9 protein-coding genes are annotated in these 16286 nt (G+C 51.3%); 4 read left to right on the plus strand and 5 right to left on the minus strand.

What is annotated here, in order from left to right; all coding sequences use genetic code 11:
• Positions 1-545: 545 nt before the first annotated feature.
• Entirely contained in the window at positions 546-1580 is a 1035-nt protein-coding gene (locus tag BGO89_07070; protein OJX57726.1) for a hypothetical protein, read from the minus strand.
• Positions 1581-1909: 329 nt separating this feature from the next.
• Positions 1910-2677: a hypothetical protein gene (locus BGO89_07075; GenBank protein ID OJX57727.1), complete on the minus strand. Its 768-nt coding sequence runs from the start codon at positions 2675-2677 to the stop codon at positions 1910-1912.
• A gap of 370 nt (positions 2678-3047) precedes the next feature.
• Between BGO89_07075 and BGO89_07080 the strand changes: the two genes are divergently transcribed.
• Positions 3048-4079 carry a hypothetical protein gene (locus BGO89_07080; protein OJX57728.1) on the plus strand — a complete coding sequence of 344 codons (1032 nt, stop codon included), beginning with the start codon at positions 3048-3050 and terminating at the stop codon, positions 4077-4079.
• Between the two features lie 362 nt (positions 4080-4441).
• Here BGO89_07080 and BGO89_07085 read toward each other — a convergent pair whose 3' ends face one another.
• Positions 4442-6628: a hypothetical protein gene (locus tag BGO89_07085; protein ID OJX57729.1), complete on the minus strand. Its 2187-nt coding sequence runs from the start codon at positions 6626-6628 to the stop codon at positions 4442-4444.
• Between the two features lie 158 nt (positions 6629-6786).
• Positions 6787-7071: a hypothetical protein gene (locus BGO89_07090; GenBank protein ID OJX57859.1), complete on the minus strand. Its 285-nt coding sequence runs from the start codon at positions 7069-7071 to the stop codon at positions 6787-6789.
• A gap of 277 nt (positions 7072-7348) precedes the next feature.
• Here BGO89_07090 and BGO89_07095 point away from each other — a divergent pair, with 277 nt between their 5' ends.
• Both BGO89_07095 and BGO89_07100 read left to right on the plus strand, forming a co-directional pair.
• Positions 7349-8833: a hypothetical protein gene (locus tag BGO89_07095; protein ID OJX57730.1), complete on the plus strand. Its 1485-nt coding sequence runs from the start codon at positions 7349-7351 to the stop codon at positions 8831-8833.
• A gap of 559 nt (positions 8834-9392) precedes the next feature.
• Positions 9393-9659 (plus strand): hypothetical protein, encoded by a 267-nt coding sequence (locus tag BGO89_07100; protein ID OJX57731.1) that lies wholly within the window; start codon positions 9393-9395, stop codon positions 9657-9659.
• Positions 9660-10360: 701 nt separating this feature from the next.
• On the opposite strand, the gene BGO89_07105 is transcribed toward BGO89_07100, so the two are convergent.
• A complete protein-coding gene (locus BGO89_07105) occupies positions 10361-10540 on the minus strand; it encodes a hypothetical protein (GenBank protein ID OJX57732.1) in 180 nt (59 codons plus the stop codon).
• Positions 10541-12956: 2416 nt separating this feature from the next.
• On the opposite strand from BGO89_07105, the gene BGO89_07110 reads away from it, so the two are divergent.
• On the plus strand, positions 12957-16145 hold the full coding sequence (locus BGO89_07110) for a hypothetical protein (protein OJX57733.1): 3189 nt from the start codon (positions 12957-12959) through the stop codon (positions 16143-16145).
• Positions 16146-16286: the final 141 nt, after the last annotated feature.

The raw sequence follows: 16286 nt of genomic DNA on the forward strand, positions 1-16286 counted from the left end.
TTCCCGGAAAAAAGCGTTGCAAACTTACTCGGGAATCAGCCAACGAAGAACGTAGTTCTACGCGAAATACCGTATTACATACGCATATTTTTTGCACATAACGTCGGATACGGCCCTGCGTTCCGATTCGATAAGCTTAGTGATACCAAGCCACTATGCAGGCACCAAACCGCATGGACACACAGGTGATATCATGCGGTAGATTACCGGGAATACCCACAATCGGGGATGTAAATCAGATTAGTATAACGCCGTGGTATAGCACTATCGATACTTTCCATATCGGAACGATACTGTCGCCCGATACATTCATTCGGGAATGGTCCGTACCGAGAGGCCAGCGCGCTCATTCAATCCGGCCAAAAAAAAGGCCGAAATCCACTTGCATATGGACTTCGGCCTGAAGCTTGGTGCTCCCTCGGGGACTAATGTTGATTTTCTTTAACTAGTGAAAAATCAACTAGTTGCGAACGGTATGGCTTTCTATGCTGACGATTTTGCTGACGAAATACCCTGCCATGGGGCGATTGCGGGGCGTTGGCACCTCACATTCCCGTAGTCTCTGGAAGACGCAGGCCACTTCGTCGATAGACATCGAGAAGTCTCGGTAGAATGTCCTCACCTGTCCGCCTGGGCAGCGGCAGCCTGCCGAGCTGGACGTCAAGGACTGCTTCCCGTAGAGCGCGCAGTAGATCGGTATCGGAGCCGTTCGCGAATAGACGGCATCCGGGAAGGCGTGGTACGGCATCCGAGCCGATGGCGATACGACCGCATTCCAGTGCTTCGGACAGTGTGAGACTCGGCCCACCTTCCGTACGTGTAGGCCGTACGACGATATGCGAATGCAGGACGGCGGGAAGGAGTGGGCCACGGTGGCCGTTCACCAGATGGATTCCTGCGTCCTGCTCTGCCATACGTTGCCATTCTGCGTAGAGATCATGATTGACGACGTCGTTGCCCACGACGATGAGCAACGAGACATCCGGTGCCGTATGGCGGAGGTCGGTGACGGCTTTCAACAGAACATCGATCCCGTAGAGATCTTCACCGCCAAAGCGTACGACACGGCCGGCATTAGCGACGATGCGTACGGGTGCGTTCGTCCAGGCGGACGGAATGGATGTGTCAAGCGGGCGTTCACGCTCGAATGACGAGACGGGAAGGTTGGACGGGATCACCGTACAGTGATCCCGTTGGACACCGATGAGTTCGGCAAGGGAAGAGCGCACTTCTTCACTGATACAGATGATCGTCGCCGCTTCGTCATACGCCCGACGCAGGGCGTTCCGGATCAGTCCGTTGGTGAAGACATCGCGTGGACGGAATGAATGCAGTGTAACGATGTACGGGATGTGGTGATGCCGCCAGTATCGTGAAGCCAATAGAGCCGTCTTCCAGTTCCCTTCGTCACTATGGTAGTGGACGATACTCCCCGGCTTACCGATCCCCCGCGCTACGTCGAATAGTGAGACCTTCGAGATCGGCAGTGCCGTGTCCGGTACCCCCGTCAGGGAAAAGCCACGGACATCGATGTTGCGCTCGATCAGACATTCGAGTAGGCGAACAGCATGGATGGCCACGCCGCCGTATGGGGGAGGAAACAAAGAGAGAAGATTGAGCATTGCTACCTAAAGAACGTGCCAGACCGACTACCATCCGACGATCTACTGCCAATGCAAACAGCCACTGCGAGTTCCAGCGGTTCCATGGGGTTTCTCAAAACCAATTGGAACCTCCTGAAGAAACAATGCTATCCGTGCATATCCACCATACTGACGTGCATGGTAGAGCATGAACGCAAGATACGGTGGAGCGGTATGTGATGATGAATGGTACCGAGTATACCAGGTTGCTGATTGATGTTCCAACAATGTGCAGAGCGGAACTGTCCGCCATACAGCTCGAATAGCTAATCGTCACCCTTAGCATCAATAGGTGTGTTATCCTCATAGTGTGTTGCTGCTTGCGCCAGGATATTCCGAATTTTGCCCAGTTCAGACTTGATATCCATCACAACAGGTAGCCATTCCTTAGAGATAACTTCTAATCGTCCTGAAGTTGAGCGCATCGGCACAATGGAGTTCTTATGTGTATTAATGTCTATCGGGATGGTATACTCGTACTTAGTACCTCCCAATGATTCAAAACTGACATCAATGGAGAACCTACGCGGGTACTTCTGTTCGTCAATATCCTCAGTATACGCTTTACCGCGCTGCATCAAGAACTCATACACCCAGTCAGTCGGTAAATCACATTCTCCTGTAAAAAGCGGGTTGTCGAGAAGCCTAAGTACCTTTCCTGTACGATCACCAGGCGGTGTTTCTAATTCAAGCCCATCCTTCACGCCGTGCAATCTTAACCGAGTGTTAAGCGCTACGCTCTTTCCAGTGTTAGCGATAACAAGAATTCGGTAGCTGTCTGGATGAAGTCGAATCATGATTGAGATGTGTGGCCGGTCTGCATCGTCGGCGGCATACTTTCCCTGCTTCCACGCGAGATAGAGGAACGCAACCGTTGCAACTGTCGCAATTGCAGTTACAGTGTTCGGCTCACTGAGGGCATCCAGCAACGATCCACTACGCCTAGCGTTGGCGATACAGACCGCGCCTATCGCACTGAGTACCGTGATGACTTCAATAACTCGAAGGTAGAAGTAGGGTCGGGTGATCTTCATCGATTTGTTCACTACGTATTTACACATCAATAATTATTGAGGTTGGCAACGTGACCGATACCATTCAGGCGGAAGATAACTACACGCGGGGGGCAAGACAATCGAATAGCGTTGTACCACGCAGCGCTGATCCTACAATCATCTCAGCATCTATACCACTGGCTTCAGAAGCCCTATGCATGCAGAATCCTATCAAGAGGAAGTATTGGGCCTCATATCTCTATCTAATAAGCCAACGAAGGACAGACTACGGTCGAGCAGAACCAATAGTGCACAACAGAGCCGTGTCTAGCATTGCGAATAGTTCCGTTCGGAAAATGATATATTAACCGAAATTCATTGTAGTAGTGCATGCACAGGAACATTGGCAGTGAAGCGATATCAGGTATTCGTCAGTTCGACGTATGAAGATCTCAAAGTAGAGCGAAGCGAAGTATTCCACGGACTTCTGGATATTGGCTGTATTCCATGTGGTATGGAATACTTCCCAGCTTCTAGTGAAAGCCAATGGGACTACATCAGGAGAATTATTGACGATTGTGACTACTACATCGTCATCTCCGCTGGGAAGTATGGATCACTTGCTCCGGACGGCATCGGCTATACGCAGAAGGAGTACGAGTATGCTCTTGAGAAGGGCATACCAACGATTGCCTTTCTGCATGGCAACCTTGGATCGCTTCTCGCTTCCCAATCTGAAACCACCACAAAAAGGAAGAGGAAACTCGATGCTTTTCGAACGGCATTGCAAGGTGGCCGTATGTGCAAGTTCTGGACTACACCGTTGGAACTGAGGGCCGTCATCACAGTAAGTCTTACAGCGGAGAAGCAACACAATCCTCGAACGGGGTGGGTCCGGGCGGATGCGACAAACGAGGAGACAACGAAAGAAATGCTAGGGCTCTATAAGGAGAACAAGGAATTGAAGTCACGTCTTGCGGACCTGGATCCAGATGCTGACACGACACAGTATGCGCAGGGTCGCGACGACACATATGCCATTTCATATAGAGTATCCTATGTCGATAGACGAGGTCGCACAAGAGAAGAAGAGAGCAATACCATCGTATTGTCATGGGATACGATCATATACGCGCTTCTGCCCCACTATGTAGAACGTAATAGGTGGATTACAGATGCGGATAGAATTTCCACATGCATACGTCCATACATTCAGAAACTTCCTGACATCGAAAGAATCGAGGACATTAATGTTCACAGTAAGGATGTCGAGACGATACTCTGCCAGCTAGTCGCCTTGCGCTATCTGGAACTCCGAGGTGGGATCACATCTCTTACTCATCGTGGTGAAATGAAGTTCGCTCATTCAAGAGCCGTACTTCGGGATTCTATGTATACTACCGACGCTCCGACAAAGACCGGTGATTCGGAGTTGTCCTGATCATCTATGGGGTTACTATTGGCACTGAGCAATATTCTAAGTGCGAAACGGGCTGACCGATAGAATAGCCGTTTTTCCGCTCCCTTCATCGCTGTGGTAGTGGACAATGCTCGTCGACTGGCCGATTTCGAATAGCGCACCTTCGATATTGGCAGCATCGTCTCAGGTATTCCTGTCAGGGAGAAGCCGCAGACATCGACGTTGTGCACTCACCATTTCGAATCCGCGTATGTCCTTGATATTCGACTTGACACGAGAACGGTAGTCTACTTCTAGACGAGGCACTGACGGAATTGTGGATAGGAATTCTAGATGATGAACCGTAGATCATTCCTACGGAAGGTGTGCCTGTCTGACGGGTGCTACTCACCCTCTGGCCTTATCTCAGTATAGTCTCCTCCTAGGCTTTTCCTTGTAAGTGCCTCTCGAAGCAGCCCCATGTGGGTAACGTCTGACTCGGAAAGCATCTTGGGAGGAACAGCGGCAAAACTGGCAACAATATCCTCAAGGGGGATAATGTTATCGATGTTCCTACCCCAGACGACAGGCCGAACCCCAATTCCACCTACTAATCGCGTGCCTACTATGTGGCGCAGCACTCGAGTAACCATTTCTGGGCTATCTGACAAACCACGGTACCATTCTCGCGTCTCCTCTTCTGTGCCACAATAGAGTCTCCAGTAATGGAGCACCGTAGAAAGCCCGCTATTGTCAGGCAAAGAGCTTGTTGCAGCTTTCCCACGAATACGTGCTAGTACCATTTGCTTAAACTCAGCAACACTATCATCACGTACGAGCCGATTCTGGTGATCCTCGTAGACGCTTGCTGGTTGGTCTTCAAGGTCAAACAGCACTAACGGCAGAACAATACCATCGGAATCGTTGAATGCTTGTCGAAGGATTTTTGTCGATTCGGCTGGGCCGAGCACCTTCAACCTCATATGGACGAAGTTTCTACATAGTTCAAATATGGATAGTTGGGCAAAGGTAGTTCTTACATTTGGGAACATATCACCACAATTGAACAAGGCAGTTACTAGATATTGCAACTGGATTTCTTCTATACCATCCTTCGCAGCAATGAGGTATTCTAGCAGGCTACGAATGGTATTGCCTTCAAGCGCTTCTCGAAGAACATTCTGAATAGTTTGGATACTTCCGGTGCTAATACGGCGGTACATCTGATAAACAGTCAGCCGCATACTATCCAGTGACACCTCAAAGTACATGTTGAAATGCATCGGGTCACATATTCGTAGATCACGTTTCCACTCTTGCGCTCCATGTGGTTGTCTTACTTGTGGGAAAAGACCATGAAGGATGTCTTCTGTTCTCTTACGAGTGTCGGCATCGTGTTCTTGTAGCACTGACTCAAACTGTTCTTCCCAGAAATGTCCATCTGAGCCGTGCACTATGAACCTTGAATTGGATTGATCTGGAAAAGAGAACCCCGATATTCTCTTGTATGATTGATAGTCAAACATGCGCAGGACTTCTATTAGTATCAAGTCAACAGGATTAACCTCAAGATGCCCTTCATTTTCATGCATATCGAAATAGAAATCAAACGAACCAATGAAACGCTTAACATCGCGCACAGTAGTAAAATAGGGAAAGATACAAGTAAGGTAAAGACTTGCCCATCTATCGGGATCCCATTTGAGTTCTGTTCTCGAAACTACGTTGTTGATACCTGTTGTCAACAGGTCTAATAGTTCCTGCCTAGACGTTTTTGGAATCTCGAGTTCGACTTGAACTATCTTACTCAGGAACTGCGATGATAGATCAAGAGTGTCCTCCTTCAACGCATCTTGAACGACCTTCCTATCGAATAGCAGAACAAAGATCATATTGGGAATATTGAGATTTGCTTTGACTAATTGGAGGACAAGTCGTATCTCTTGTTTTGTCAGTCTATCAATATCATCGATGAACACGACTATCGGTCGGTTGAGCTTCTTCGTCTTCTTTCGCAACCGTTCTTTTGTATTCTCAAGGAGTCGATTCCGCAAGTTTCTGTCAGCTATGTCTGATACTATCACTATAAGTAGAATAGCAACGAAGATAGTGCTTTGAACCCACCCAGGCCACCCGTTGTAGATGCCCACTATGCCGAAAAAAGACACTAGTGTCAATGGTATGTCTTTACCAATCTGTATGGCACTCTTTCCGACAGTGGATCCGAATAGCAGGAATTGCGACAACTTCCTCAAGCATCTATGGAATACTGAATTCTTTAAGGAGCTGGTAACTGTAGTAGCAAAACTCTCAAGTATCCGGTCCTGGCCACTCCACTGCCAAGGATTATACTCAACTACATGCGGTGGTCGGTCCAAATTCCTTAGATGGTGTACGATGAAATTTTTCACTGTTGTCTTTCCTGCTCCCCACTCACCCTCAATACCGACAACTAAGCTCTCTTTTTCCTTCCAGTTCCCGAGGGTTGCCGCTACCGTCATACAATAGTTATTGCGATTGAGGATATCATCCGCAGGATCATCCAAAGGGCGGTCGGTCGAGAATCCGTTCGTACTATCTAGCTCGATCATATCTCTTCCTTCGATGTTTGTCATTATTGATTGCGACCGTCGGTGGGCTCCAGGTGGTTAACATTGATAACATTGGCCAACGCACTGAGAGTATCATCAGGGCAATTGTAATGTTTTCTCCGCCTTGTATCGGACAACCTTCGGCGCTTGCTATCGGGTTACGTTCCTCTGTGTTCTGATATGAGCTTCATGGTCTCACGGACTAATTCTTCCGGCTCCATATCCAGACACTTTGCCAGATGAATGATGGTCAGCAAATTCGGCTGGCGTTCACCCCGTTCCAGCTTCGATATGTAGGTTCGGACCAGTTTGTCGTCATCCTCAAGGTCTTTCTGTTTCAGACCACGAACCAGACGTTCCCTTCGCAATACGATGCCAAACGCAAGTTGGGGCGTGAATGGTTCCCCGTCGGCGAGGGTGATGGGCTTGGGTGGCTTGGGCATCTCAGGCGCAAACCTATTGGGCCCTGAAAAGACTATACGCCCCATTTGGGGCATATGGATTTTTTGGATACTTTAGTCGAAGACAATCATGAGATGATGATAGCAATAGGTGCTGGCTGTGGCGCAGCCTGCGCTCGAAACGGAATTCAACTCAAGGGTACGTCAAGGTGCGCAGTAGCTGACACTTCTCTAGGTTGACGCTAGCCAATTATTCAGTGAAGCATTGAAAGAACACATGCGAACGTTGACGGCTACACTATTCTGTGTAGGTCTTCTTGTGATAACGTCATTGCCACTTCCTGGACAGGGAGGGTTTGACACATCGCGAGCAGAGAAGCTGAAACGCGTATGGAGCATGACGGTAAAGGGAATGTCTCCATATGATGTGTCCTACCTGCAGGACCTTGGTGGACAACGGGGTTTTCACGTTCTTGCCGCACGGTTTAGATTAGGCCGTGAGAACGTACTATGGAGTACCCAGCCTAGGGTCGATACGACAAGCCTCTTCAACTGGCCCGGCACGGAAGACGCAACCCGCATCTATGAAGTAGACTACGACGACGTTCCGCCGCATGAATATGTTACCTCTGACGGCATGGTCTGGCAGTGTCCGTCGGCGGACCGTCCCTTACCTCTTACTCCAATCGATACACTTAAACGCGATAGCTGCATCAACACCCCTTCATTCTCTGCCGACCTCGACGGGGATGGGCACCTCGATCTCATCACTATCGACACGGATGCGTCGGGAAACAGTATGGCGCGTATCGTAGTGGGTGGATTCTTGGGAAAAGGCTGCATGCGTGTCGTCACGATCGACAAGCCTGGATACCGCCGGCAGCGACATCTGAAGGCGTTTTTCCGCTCCGCAACTGGAACATGGCGCATCGTACAGCACGAGAAGAACCCGTACGACCTCACATCGTGGCTCATTATCTATGACATGGAATTCTATCGCCACAGCGGCTACATGTTCGCCCGTGCTGTGAAACGTGATTCTCTGCATGGATCGTGGACGTCACTCAATGAGTTTGGCCCGTTCTATACCAGTGTATGCGTGTCGGATACGGTAGCCAGGAAAGACTGGTTCATAGTACAACGTCGTCCGGACTATACCAATCCAACCTATGTCTTCATCGAGAGATTCGACATTACGGACGGCCGTTTCCTGTCGGTTGAACAGGTAGGAACATACGGATTGGTCTTATCCGAGACCCACTTCAGTAGCGGCCTTGGCATGGGCCGTCCAGTCATCATGTTGAACGAGTACTTCTGCTACGCCGATAACATCAATCAGCCGTTCGCGAGGTGGTCAGTAGCGGCTCCGCAGGACCCTACATACGGGGGATCCACTACGACCTTGACGGCGATCAATGACCAAACAGGCGACGACAGGCCTGACATTCTGGCCACAACAAGCGCCTGGAGCAAAGAATATGGCGGTTACGCGAATACCGTTATCGCCCTCTACACTCTCGACCCTGCGGTCTCAGTGGAAGAATCACCCCTTCCTCCGGGGGCCGCATCGTCCGTACGCATTGTGGGCGACGGCTTGGAACTCTCACTTACAGCACCCGCAATGGTCTCTGCGCATATCGTTGGAATGGACGGACGGGAAGTCGCCCTATTCACGCCAACGCAGTATCCCGATGGCACCGGCCGCGTCAACCTGGCCCCTTATCTCCGGATGCATCCCCGCGGGGTCTACGTCGTGCGCGTTCGCATCGGCGACACCCTTCATACTGTCAAACTCATCCTGTAAAGAGTCTACTGTAGTGTAGTAACAAATCACAAGTGCTTGGCTCTATCTTTGTACTCTGGCCGGATCCGGAAGACTTCCCAAGAGCTAAGGTTTTGTAAGAGACTGGCTAGGTTGTTTGGTTGTAGGTTGCATGTGACATTATGCATAGGTGCGACTCATAGCAGTAGGACCGTGCCATTAAGTCTGAATTTTTCGTTAATCATGGAGAAAATTGTGTACATGTCAAAACTTTCCGGGGTCCTCGGTGCAATTGTGATGTTGACAGCGCCAGCATGGGCGATGCCACCACAGGATGGGAATGCTGTGGTTCATATTGGACCAATCAGATGGACAAAGGATAGCATCGGCAATTTCGTGGTTGCTGATGCTGCAAACGCTGTATTTCTTGCTAGTAAGCCCGACTCGGCGATTCTTGTCGTCGATCCGAAGACGGGTGAGGAAAAGCAAAGACTGCGTGGGTATACTTCCATGAGCCGTGGCCTAGCATGTAGTCCGGACGGACGAATGTGCATGATTACTGGGATAAGTGTCGATGATAGTAAGATGACATTGCTGTACGATGCTGTTGATGGGCATCTCATTCAAACGTGGAATGAAGACGTTCTTGTACCAGCACTTTCGGCGAAACTTCAACGTGCCTGTATTCTGGCAAAAAACGGGAACGTTGATGGTTGTGCACTACGGAATCTTACAACCGGTGAAACTCTTGTCTGGCTCGATGGTTGGGAGAATCTCTGGTTTGACGAATGGCATAACAAGCTATACGTTGGGACAGGGAGATGGGGTGGAGAAGTTGGAAACTGGACTGTGGAGATTGATGCAATAACAGGAGAGGTGCTGAACAAATGGCGCATTGGTCTTTTCGGCCCGATGTGCAGGCTCAGAGACTCTGACACACTGCTCATCATTGGACAACATCCCGAGCGCCCCCAACTCGCATCCGTGGTTGCACTCAATACTACGAATGGATCAAATGTACCCGTGGTTGTATGTCCGTCCGATGTCTCAGACGCTTGCAGTTGCATTTCGCAAAGTGTATCGCATAGGTGGGCGTTGAATGCAGATGGTAGCCAGGCGATGCTCTACAAGGCACGTAGCTTGAATACCAGATCGATTCTAGCAAGACGTTTTAGCCGACAATCCAGCAATTCGGAATGTTTCGTTAACGATAACATTCTACTGTTTGGCGAGCCGTTGCCACGTGTACCAGAGTTTGTAGATGATGTGAACGAGAACTACTACTATCTACCCAATGGACTAAGGGATGGCTTCATTTGTCGAGCCATCGGACCGACACTTGGTGTCGCCAGCACAGATGGATCGGGGCAGCTTTCGATAACGGTAGATGGCAGCATACTACGCATGAACACGCCTTCAAACATAGCAGGCAGCGCTGCCATCAGTATTATGGATGTCAGTGGACGGCTTCTGAAGCATGCAGCAGTGCATCTAGACGAACGTCCGATTGAAATCGCCATTGCGGATCTCCCCGCAGGCAACTATCTGTGTAGCCTCGAATCCGGCACCTCAAAGCTTTCCGGGAAATTCACCGTTGTGCGTTAGGATCTCAGCAATGAACTGCATCTGACAATCCAGTGCATGTATGCCCTCGGGCAGATGGTCTCTACCCATTCTTTCTTCTTTGAACACCAAACAATCTAAGACCATGAGAGTATATACTCTTTTCATGCTCTTTCTCTTGAGCATGAGTGGGGGGCTGTATGCCCAAGACGTTCCCCCAACACCTATTGTTGTTGGAGTCGGTTCTCCTGTGACTCAGCCACTCCTAGACGCAGTAATGGATACTGTGAGGCCCAAGGTCATTATCGGGTGGAATTGGGGCGCAGCACTTCGTCAAACAAATGTCGATCTGAACAGTAACGTTTGGCACATGCGAAGCCCGTTCAGTGCCACAAGTCGTGGTGGTGACCCATACTACCGAAAGCCGTACAACGAGTTATTCAAAACCAGCTCCAGCATGCGTCTTATAGTTGCACCAAGCAGGATATACGACTCAGCGGCCATGGCCAATATCATCCCATGGTACATTCCTCTATGGGTACGCGCTGGACAGCTTAACGAAGCGAATCGTGGTAGGTTAAACATGGATATGAGCGGGAACGATCCGCTCGCTCTTACCGAGTGTTTGGGAATCCGGTATCAGCCGGAGTATACGGTCGATACAGTAACATTTACCCCATTGGGGGGTGACCTGCAAGGGTCCGTCTTCGGTTTCAGGAACAAGACGCATGGTACAGTGTCGAGCCAACGATTTGCTCTGCAACAAACAGGGTTAGTCGGTACTCCGGTAGTGCTAAGCGGTTGTTGGCCCAATACACGTATCGCCGAGTGGAATGAACTTGGGAATACTCGACAGACAGCACCGTTCAATGGGCGACGGATGTACGCGGCTATCAATATTCGCCGTACTGATGTCGCTGATGTTACGGACAATGACGATGTGGTGCTGCGCCTACAGGTCCGGTATACACTTTGCGATGGTACGACAGGGTTCATCCGATTCGATTCACTACCGAATCCCAATGGAGCTACCGGTGGGCGTATTGCTCTCCCCCTGCGTCTTGATGGCTCAGGGCGTGGTCAAGCATCGACACTGGTTAACAATATCTCAGGTGTACCATCGACACAAATGGTCATTACACGCCGTATGATCCCCCGTGGAAGCGACGCCACGAGAGATATTACGTTAATGGCTCACTTCATCCTGGACAATGATCCATATGAGAATGGAGATACGCCTGGCTCTTTGCCGGCTGAAAACTTCAACAGCCTACGGTTGCTGACAAATACCTATCTCGACGCTGATTGTAATGCCGATAATGCAGGCCTCATCCGAGAGCTGAACGTCGAAGTTATCTACGCGGGCAACTCGGACGTCGCCATCGACTGGGTACAGTTGGCGTCGGATAACGGTACTCGACTACTGCAAGGATATTATGACATAGTAGCGCGACAAGCGTGCGCCGATATCCTCCAAGATTTCCGCGAATACAATGACTCGGCTCAGAAATCTTTGCGTATCTACCGCTGGTTCAACCGTGACGAGGGAAAAGAAGCATACTGGGAAGGGATGCGCTATTTCCATCAACTCTTCTGGCAGAAGACTGTGACGGAACGGAACATGGGACGAGAGTTCACACGCTATAACTATCACGTCGGTGCAGACCTCACTTGGCAGGGGTATACCCCGGTATTCAACACCAGAACAATCGTGCCGTACTATCGCAACGGTTTCATGAATGATGCAGTCGCGAACAATACCGGGAATATGCCCGCGCTTAACACAAGGCGATCTGAGTACCTCATGAATGAATGGGGCATGCAATCACCGGAAGGAGTTACGCCTATCAACTACGATCTCCGATGGGGTTTACATCCATCGTCGACGTCCTCGATACTTCCCGCCGATACCATTAGCGGTATGAACGTACTGTATCCCAAAATTGATTTCGTGAAGGGAGCACAATTTTCATCTGGCGGGCTCCAGCAGAAGTACGAAACCGACCGCTATCAAATGAAGGAGAAATCAGATTTTCTCTTCGATGACCTACGCCCATGGGTTGGTAATGCTTGGCTGCATTCCGATTGGTCGGCAGGTGATGACAACGCTATTCCCGCGCAACACTTCAACGAGTGGCGCGTGCTTTCAGGAGAAGAAGCTCGGCTGCTCGTCAATAGCCAAATTATTCTTGGATCGAAAGGGATCTTCCTCTACTGGGGTGCCTCGATGGATAGCATCACGACACCATCGCAGTACAACAGAGACAATGGCCTTGCAAAGGACATCGGAATATGTGCGAACATCATCCAGCCCAATTGGTTCATTGTGGGTTTCCGTGATACGTCGACGGCCAGCGCAATGAGTACGTATATGCACAATTTATCATTCAACTCTGAGGAGGCAGGCGGAGACTATCTCATTCAGCGTTTTCAACCGGGTACTACTAATCTCGCCTATGGCTACAGATTCGGATTAAGAGAAGCGATCGACGGATGGCTACCGACGACTCCACCCACACCGGCGAATCGTCTTGCTACCGTCAGCACAAGGCTTGGCCTTGCATCGAATGATGGTGTCTATGTCGGCACGCGGAGTATCCGAATGGTGACGAAAGAAATCACGGACGTACTGTGGAGAGGGCAAGACACGCTACAGAATTTGCGCCTGCGCGGATGGTACTCAAAGGGATTCCGCGAATGGTTCGTTGGTGATTCGGCCAAGTACGCAACCGCCTTCGGAACCAATAAGCCGCTTCTCAAAACGCGGCATCTCTACCGTGACGGCACGAACCTGGCCACGACGCCGAAGACCTACGAGGCATTCGACAGTTCTTTTGTTGAGGCGACGGTTCTTCAGTATGGAACTTCGTCCATGCAAAGCCGTTTCGTTGTCGGCATCCTCAACCGGCGCTGTGATCCGTTTGACTATACTGATGCATCAAGCGCAAACTATCAGTCCTATGCGGAATGGGAAACAGCGCTACGGGCAGTCTCTTCTGGCTCTCGTCCCACCGCTCGATACCGCCAGCGCGGCGCTCGTGAAGTCGTCCTGCCCTTCAACTTCAAGCACAGCGACGGGAAGTATCGGCTGCTGCGTGTCGTCGAGTACGGGGCTACCGCTGATCCGGCCGTGGCCCGGACGAAGATCGATACAATCATTGGGCAGGATAAATCGCTTTCCGTCATGTTTCTGCCAGGCGAAGGAAAGATGTTCCATGTCCAGGTGCTGAGTTCCGAGAATAGCATGTCGACTTCGGGTACCGGGTACCTTGATCATTCCAATCAACGGAAACTGGTGGCATTTCCTGTCATGCACAGCGCTACGACGCGTACCGCCAATGTGACGCCACACGGTCCCGCCGACGGAGGAAGACTCGCCTCGTGGACACGATATGTCGCCGGGGATTCCATGCGCTATCACGTTGTGTATCATCGCCGCGATCAGGACAATGTCATGCGTGTCTACTACCGCCGCAGTGACCCCATGCTCTATGACCGCTCGGACAGCTTCCCGTCGTCGCTATTGACCTACCCCCATATTACGTGGGAAGCTCCTATCGATCTTACTCAGCAGATCTCCATCCGGAATGAGTTCGGCGATTCGATCGCTTCCGCCGGTGATTGCGGTTTCCCGTCCATCGTCGTACGGCCAGATGTTGATGGATCGACTGGTGTAACGTGGCCGAATGCCACGTCGCCTCTTCGCAGGATGAATATGGTCTATGTGGTATTCACCTGTAAGGAATGTCCAAGCGGTGTCTGGAACGTGAGTGTCAACCACATCAAATTCCCGGCTGATATTCCAGCTGCACAGCAAGCTCTTGCCGTCACGAGTCCCGGGGCTTTTCGTCTCGACATGTTCCCGACGACAGCAACCGCGCCGCCCCATCTGGATTCGATCATGTACAAATGGGGTACGCCGACCATCAACGCTTCAACGAGGGGTAACTTCATCGCATGGTCACACCCGTTCCTTGGCATTCGTGCCGCGTTCCTGTATCCGTATGAAGACGCACTTCCGGTTGCACCCATGCCCGCTCGTGCCATCGATAACATCAGGCTTCGTACTACCGCCGGATACGAAACGGCCGCCCACCCAAGCCTGAACACGTATTCACGGCTGAACCTTGGCGAGATAGACGCCGGGCTCGTATGGCAGGAAGGGCCGTCGACGGAGTATGGCAGATCCATCGCCTATACCCGTCTCTTTGCCGACGCCAATGGCAATACCACACACCATATCGCAACGAACATCCCGTGGATGTCGTGGCTTGAACAATGGGGAGGATGGGTCGGTGCCAACCGCCAGATTCTGGAAATCGGTGGCAATGGCCAGCAACCTCCGTTGCCTGTGGGTACGAATGAGTTCAGTCGTAACATGCGCTATCCGATGATCTTCCGGAATCTGTCGGACTATGACATCACGAATGCGAACATGCGGTATACCGAAGGTCTCGTATCGCAGAAAGCCGAACGGATCTTCTGGGAGACGCTCGCCGATTACCGTACGTTCAACGGTACGACCTACGTACCTGTGGCCAGCACATGGGAGATAGCCCGCCGTGCCATCGACATCAACGACTACGGTTCCCATGACTCGACACAGTATCCGATGCTGTGGGGTAAGGGGCCGTATCTGATCTGGAGCGATACCAGGCACCTCAACTCTCCGAACGTCGCTCAGGGCGAGCAACTGACGGAGAATGCCGGTGTTCCCAACCCGACCGGCCCGTGGTATCAGGATTCGGTCAATACCGTCAACTTCACGGGCAGTAATGCGGGTGGTGGACGTGACATCTACCACCTGACGTATGGGTTTTCGTACTACGGCGCGAACGTGAACCACACACTGGCAGGCTATTCCGACATCAAGAAACTGACGGCCCAGGGATACTATCCGCAGCTCGCGGCACGGTTTTCGTCGGCAGAGCACCCCGGTTGGCATCGTAACCGCCGTATCTATGAATCCTGGCCAGGTGTTCGCAATGGCTTCCCGAACTACCTTGCGTCGCCTGTCATCAAGGTGAATCACGAGCAGTTCTACAAGGAAGGGTCCGGCGATGAAGAACGTATCGTCGAATTCACGGGCTACCGTGATGGGTATGGCCGTACGTGGTCAGTCGGCGGAATCAGGTTCGCCGAAGGTGATACGGCCTTGTCCATGTACAATGTGAGTGGTGACAACCGATTCATGAGCGGGGAAGTTGCCGTACCTGCCGTCAGCAACCTGTTCGTAAACAGTCGTATCGAACCGGGCACGGAGGGTGCTCGTCTCACGATCCGTCGCGCTTCCGACGGTGCCGTCCTGAACGTACCGTTGGGTGTGGCCGAAGGCGAAGGGTTGACCCAGGAGCACCAATGGTCCCTTGTCAGCGATGCCACCGAACGGTATACGTTCTCGCTGGAAACGGACCAGAACGCGGCGCAGGAACTGACGCCTGTGTCCGACATCGGCATCCTGACCACGCAGCCGGTGCTCCAGCGCCGTGCGTCGCAGGGACTCATCGACCTCCGGGCCATGAAGATCGCGGCTTCGGACGAAGCACGCCTCGACGTCTATCCGACTCCGGCGTCAGATCATGTGACGGTCGTCATGACCGGGAAGATGGACATGAGCGGCGCGGTGTCGTACTCCGTAACCGATCTCACGGGACGGAGTGTCCTCTCCGGTACGGTAGACTCGCCGGGCGTATGGCATCTCGACATCAGTGGTCTTCTGAACGGTGCTTACCAGTTACATGTGAAGAACAGCACTCATCATATGATGACGCGGTTTGTCGTCGCCAGATAGGAGTTGCAGGTTGTATCAGTTCGGACATCCACACGGACAGTCCCTGTGGGTGTCCGAACTTCGTCAGATCAATATCTGCTGTAAAGAAGGACAAGACAAAGTCTTACGTTTGAAGAGAAGGCACATTATGCGCCCATTCGT

Origin of the sequence: Candidatus Kapaibacterium thiocyanatum (genome assembly GCA_001899175.1) — a bacterium.
GTDB lineage: Bacteria > Bacteroidota > Ignavibacteria > Kapaibacteriales > Kapaibacteriaceae > Kapaibacterium > Kapaibacterium thiocyanatum.

Bases quoted from the DNA above. Each gene is read 5' to 3' on its own strand.
- BGO89_07075 (OJX57727.1), bottom strand. From the start codon at position 2,677: ATGAAGATCACCCGACCCTACTTCTACCTTCGAGTTATTGAAGTCATC.
- BGO89_07085 (OJX57729.1), bottom strand. From the start codon at position 6,628: ATGATCGAGCTAGATAGTACGAACGGATTCTCGACCGACCGCCCTTTG.
- BGO89_07090 (OJX57859.1), bottom strand. From the start codon at position 7,071: ATGCCCAAGCCACCCAAGCCCATCACCCTCGCCGACGGGGAACCATTC.
- BGO89_07100 (OJX57731.1), top strand. From the start codon at position 9,393: ATGCTGTTGATGGGCATCTCATTCAAACGTGGAATGAAGACGTTCTTG.
- BGO89_07105 (OJX57732.1), bottom strand. From the start codon at position 10,540: ATGCTCAAGAGAAAGAGCATGAAAAGAGTATATACTCTCATGGTCTTA.
- BGO89_07110 (OJX57733.1), top strand. From the start codon at position 12,957: ATGGTGACGAAAGAAATCACGGACGTACTGTGGAGAGGGCAAGACACG.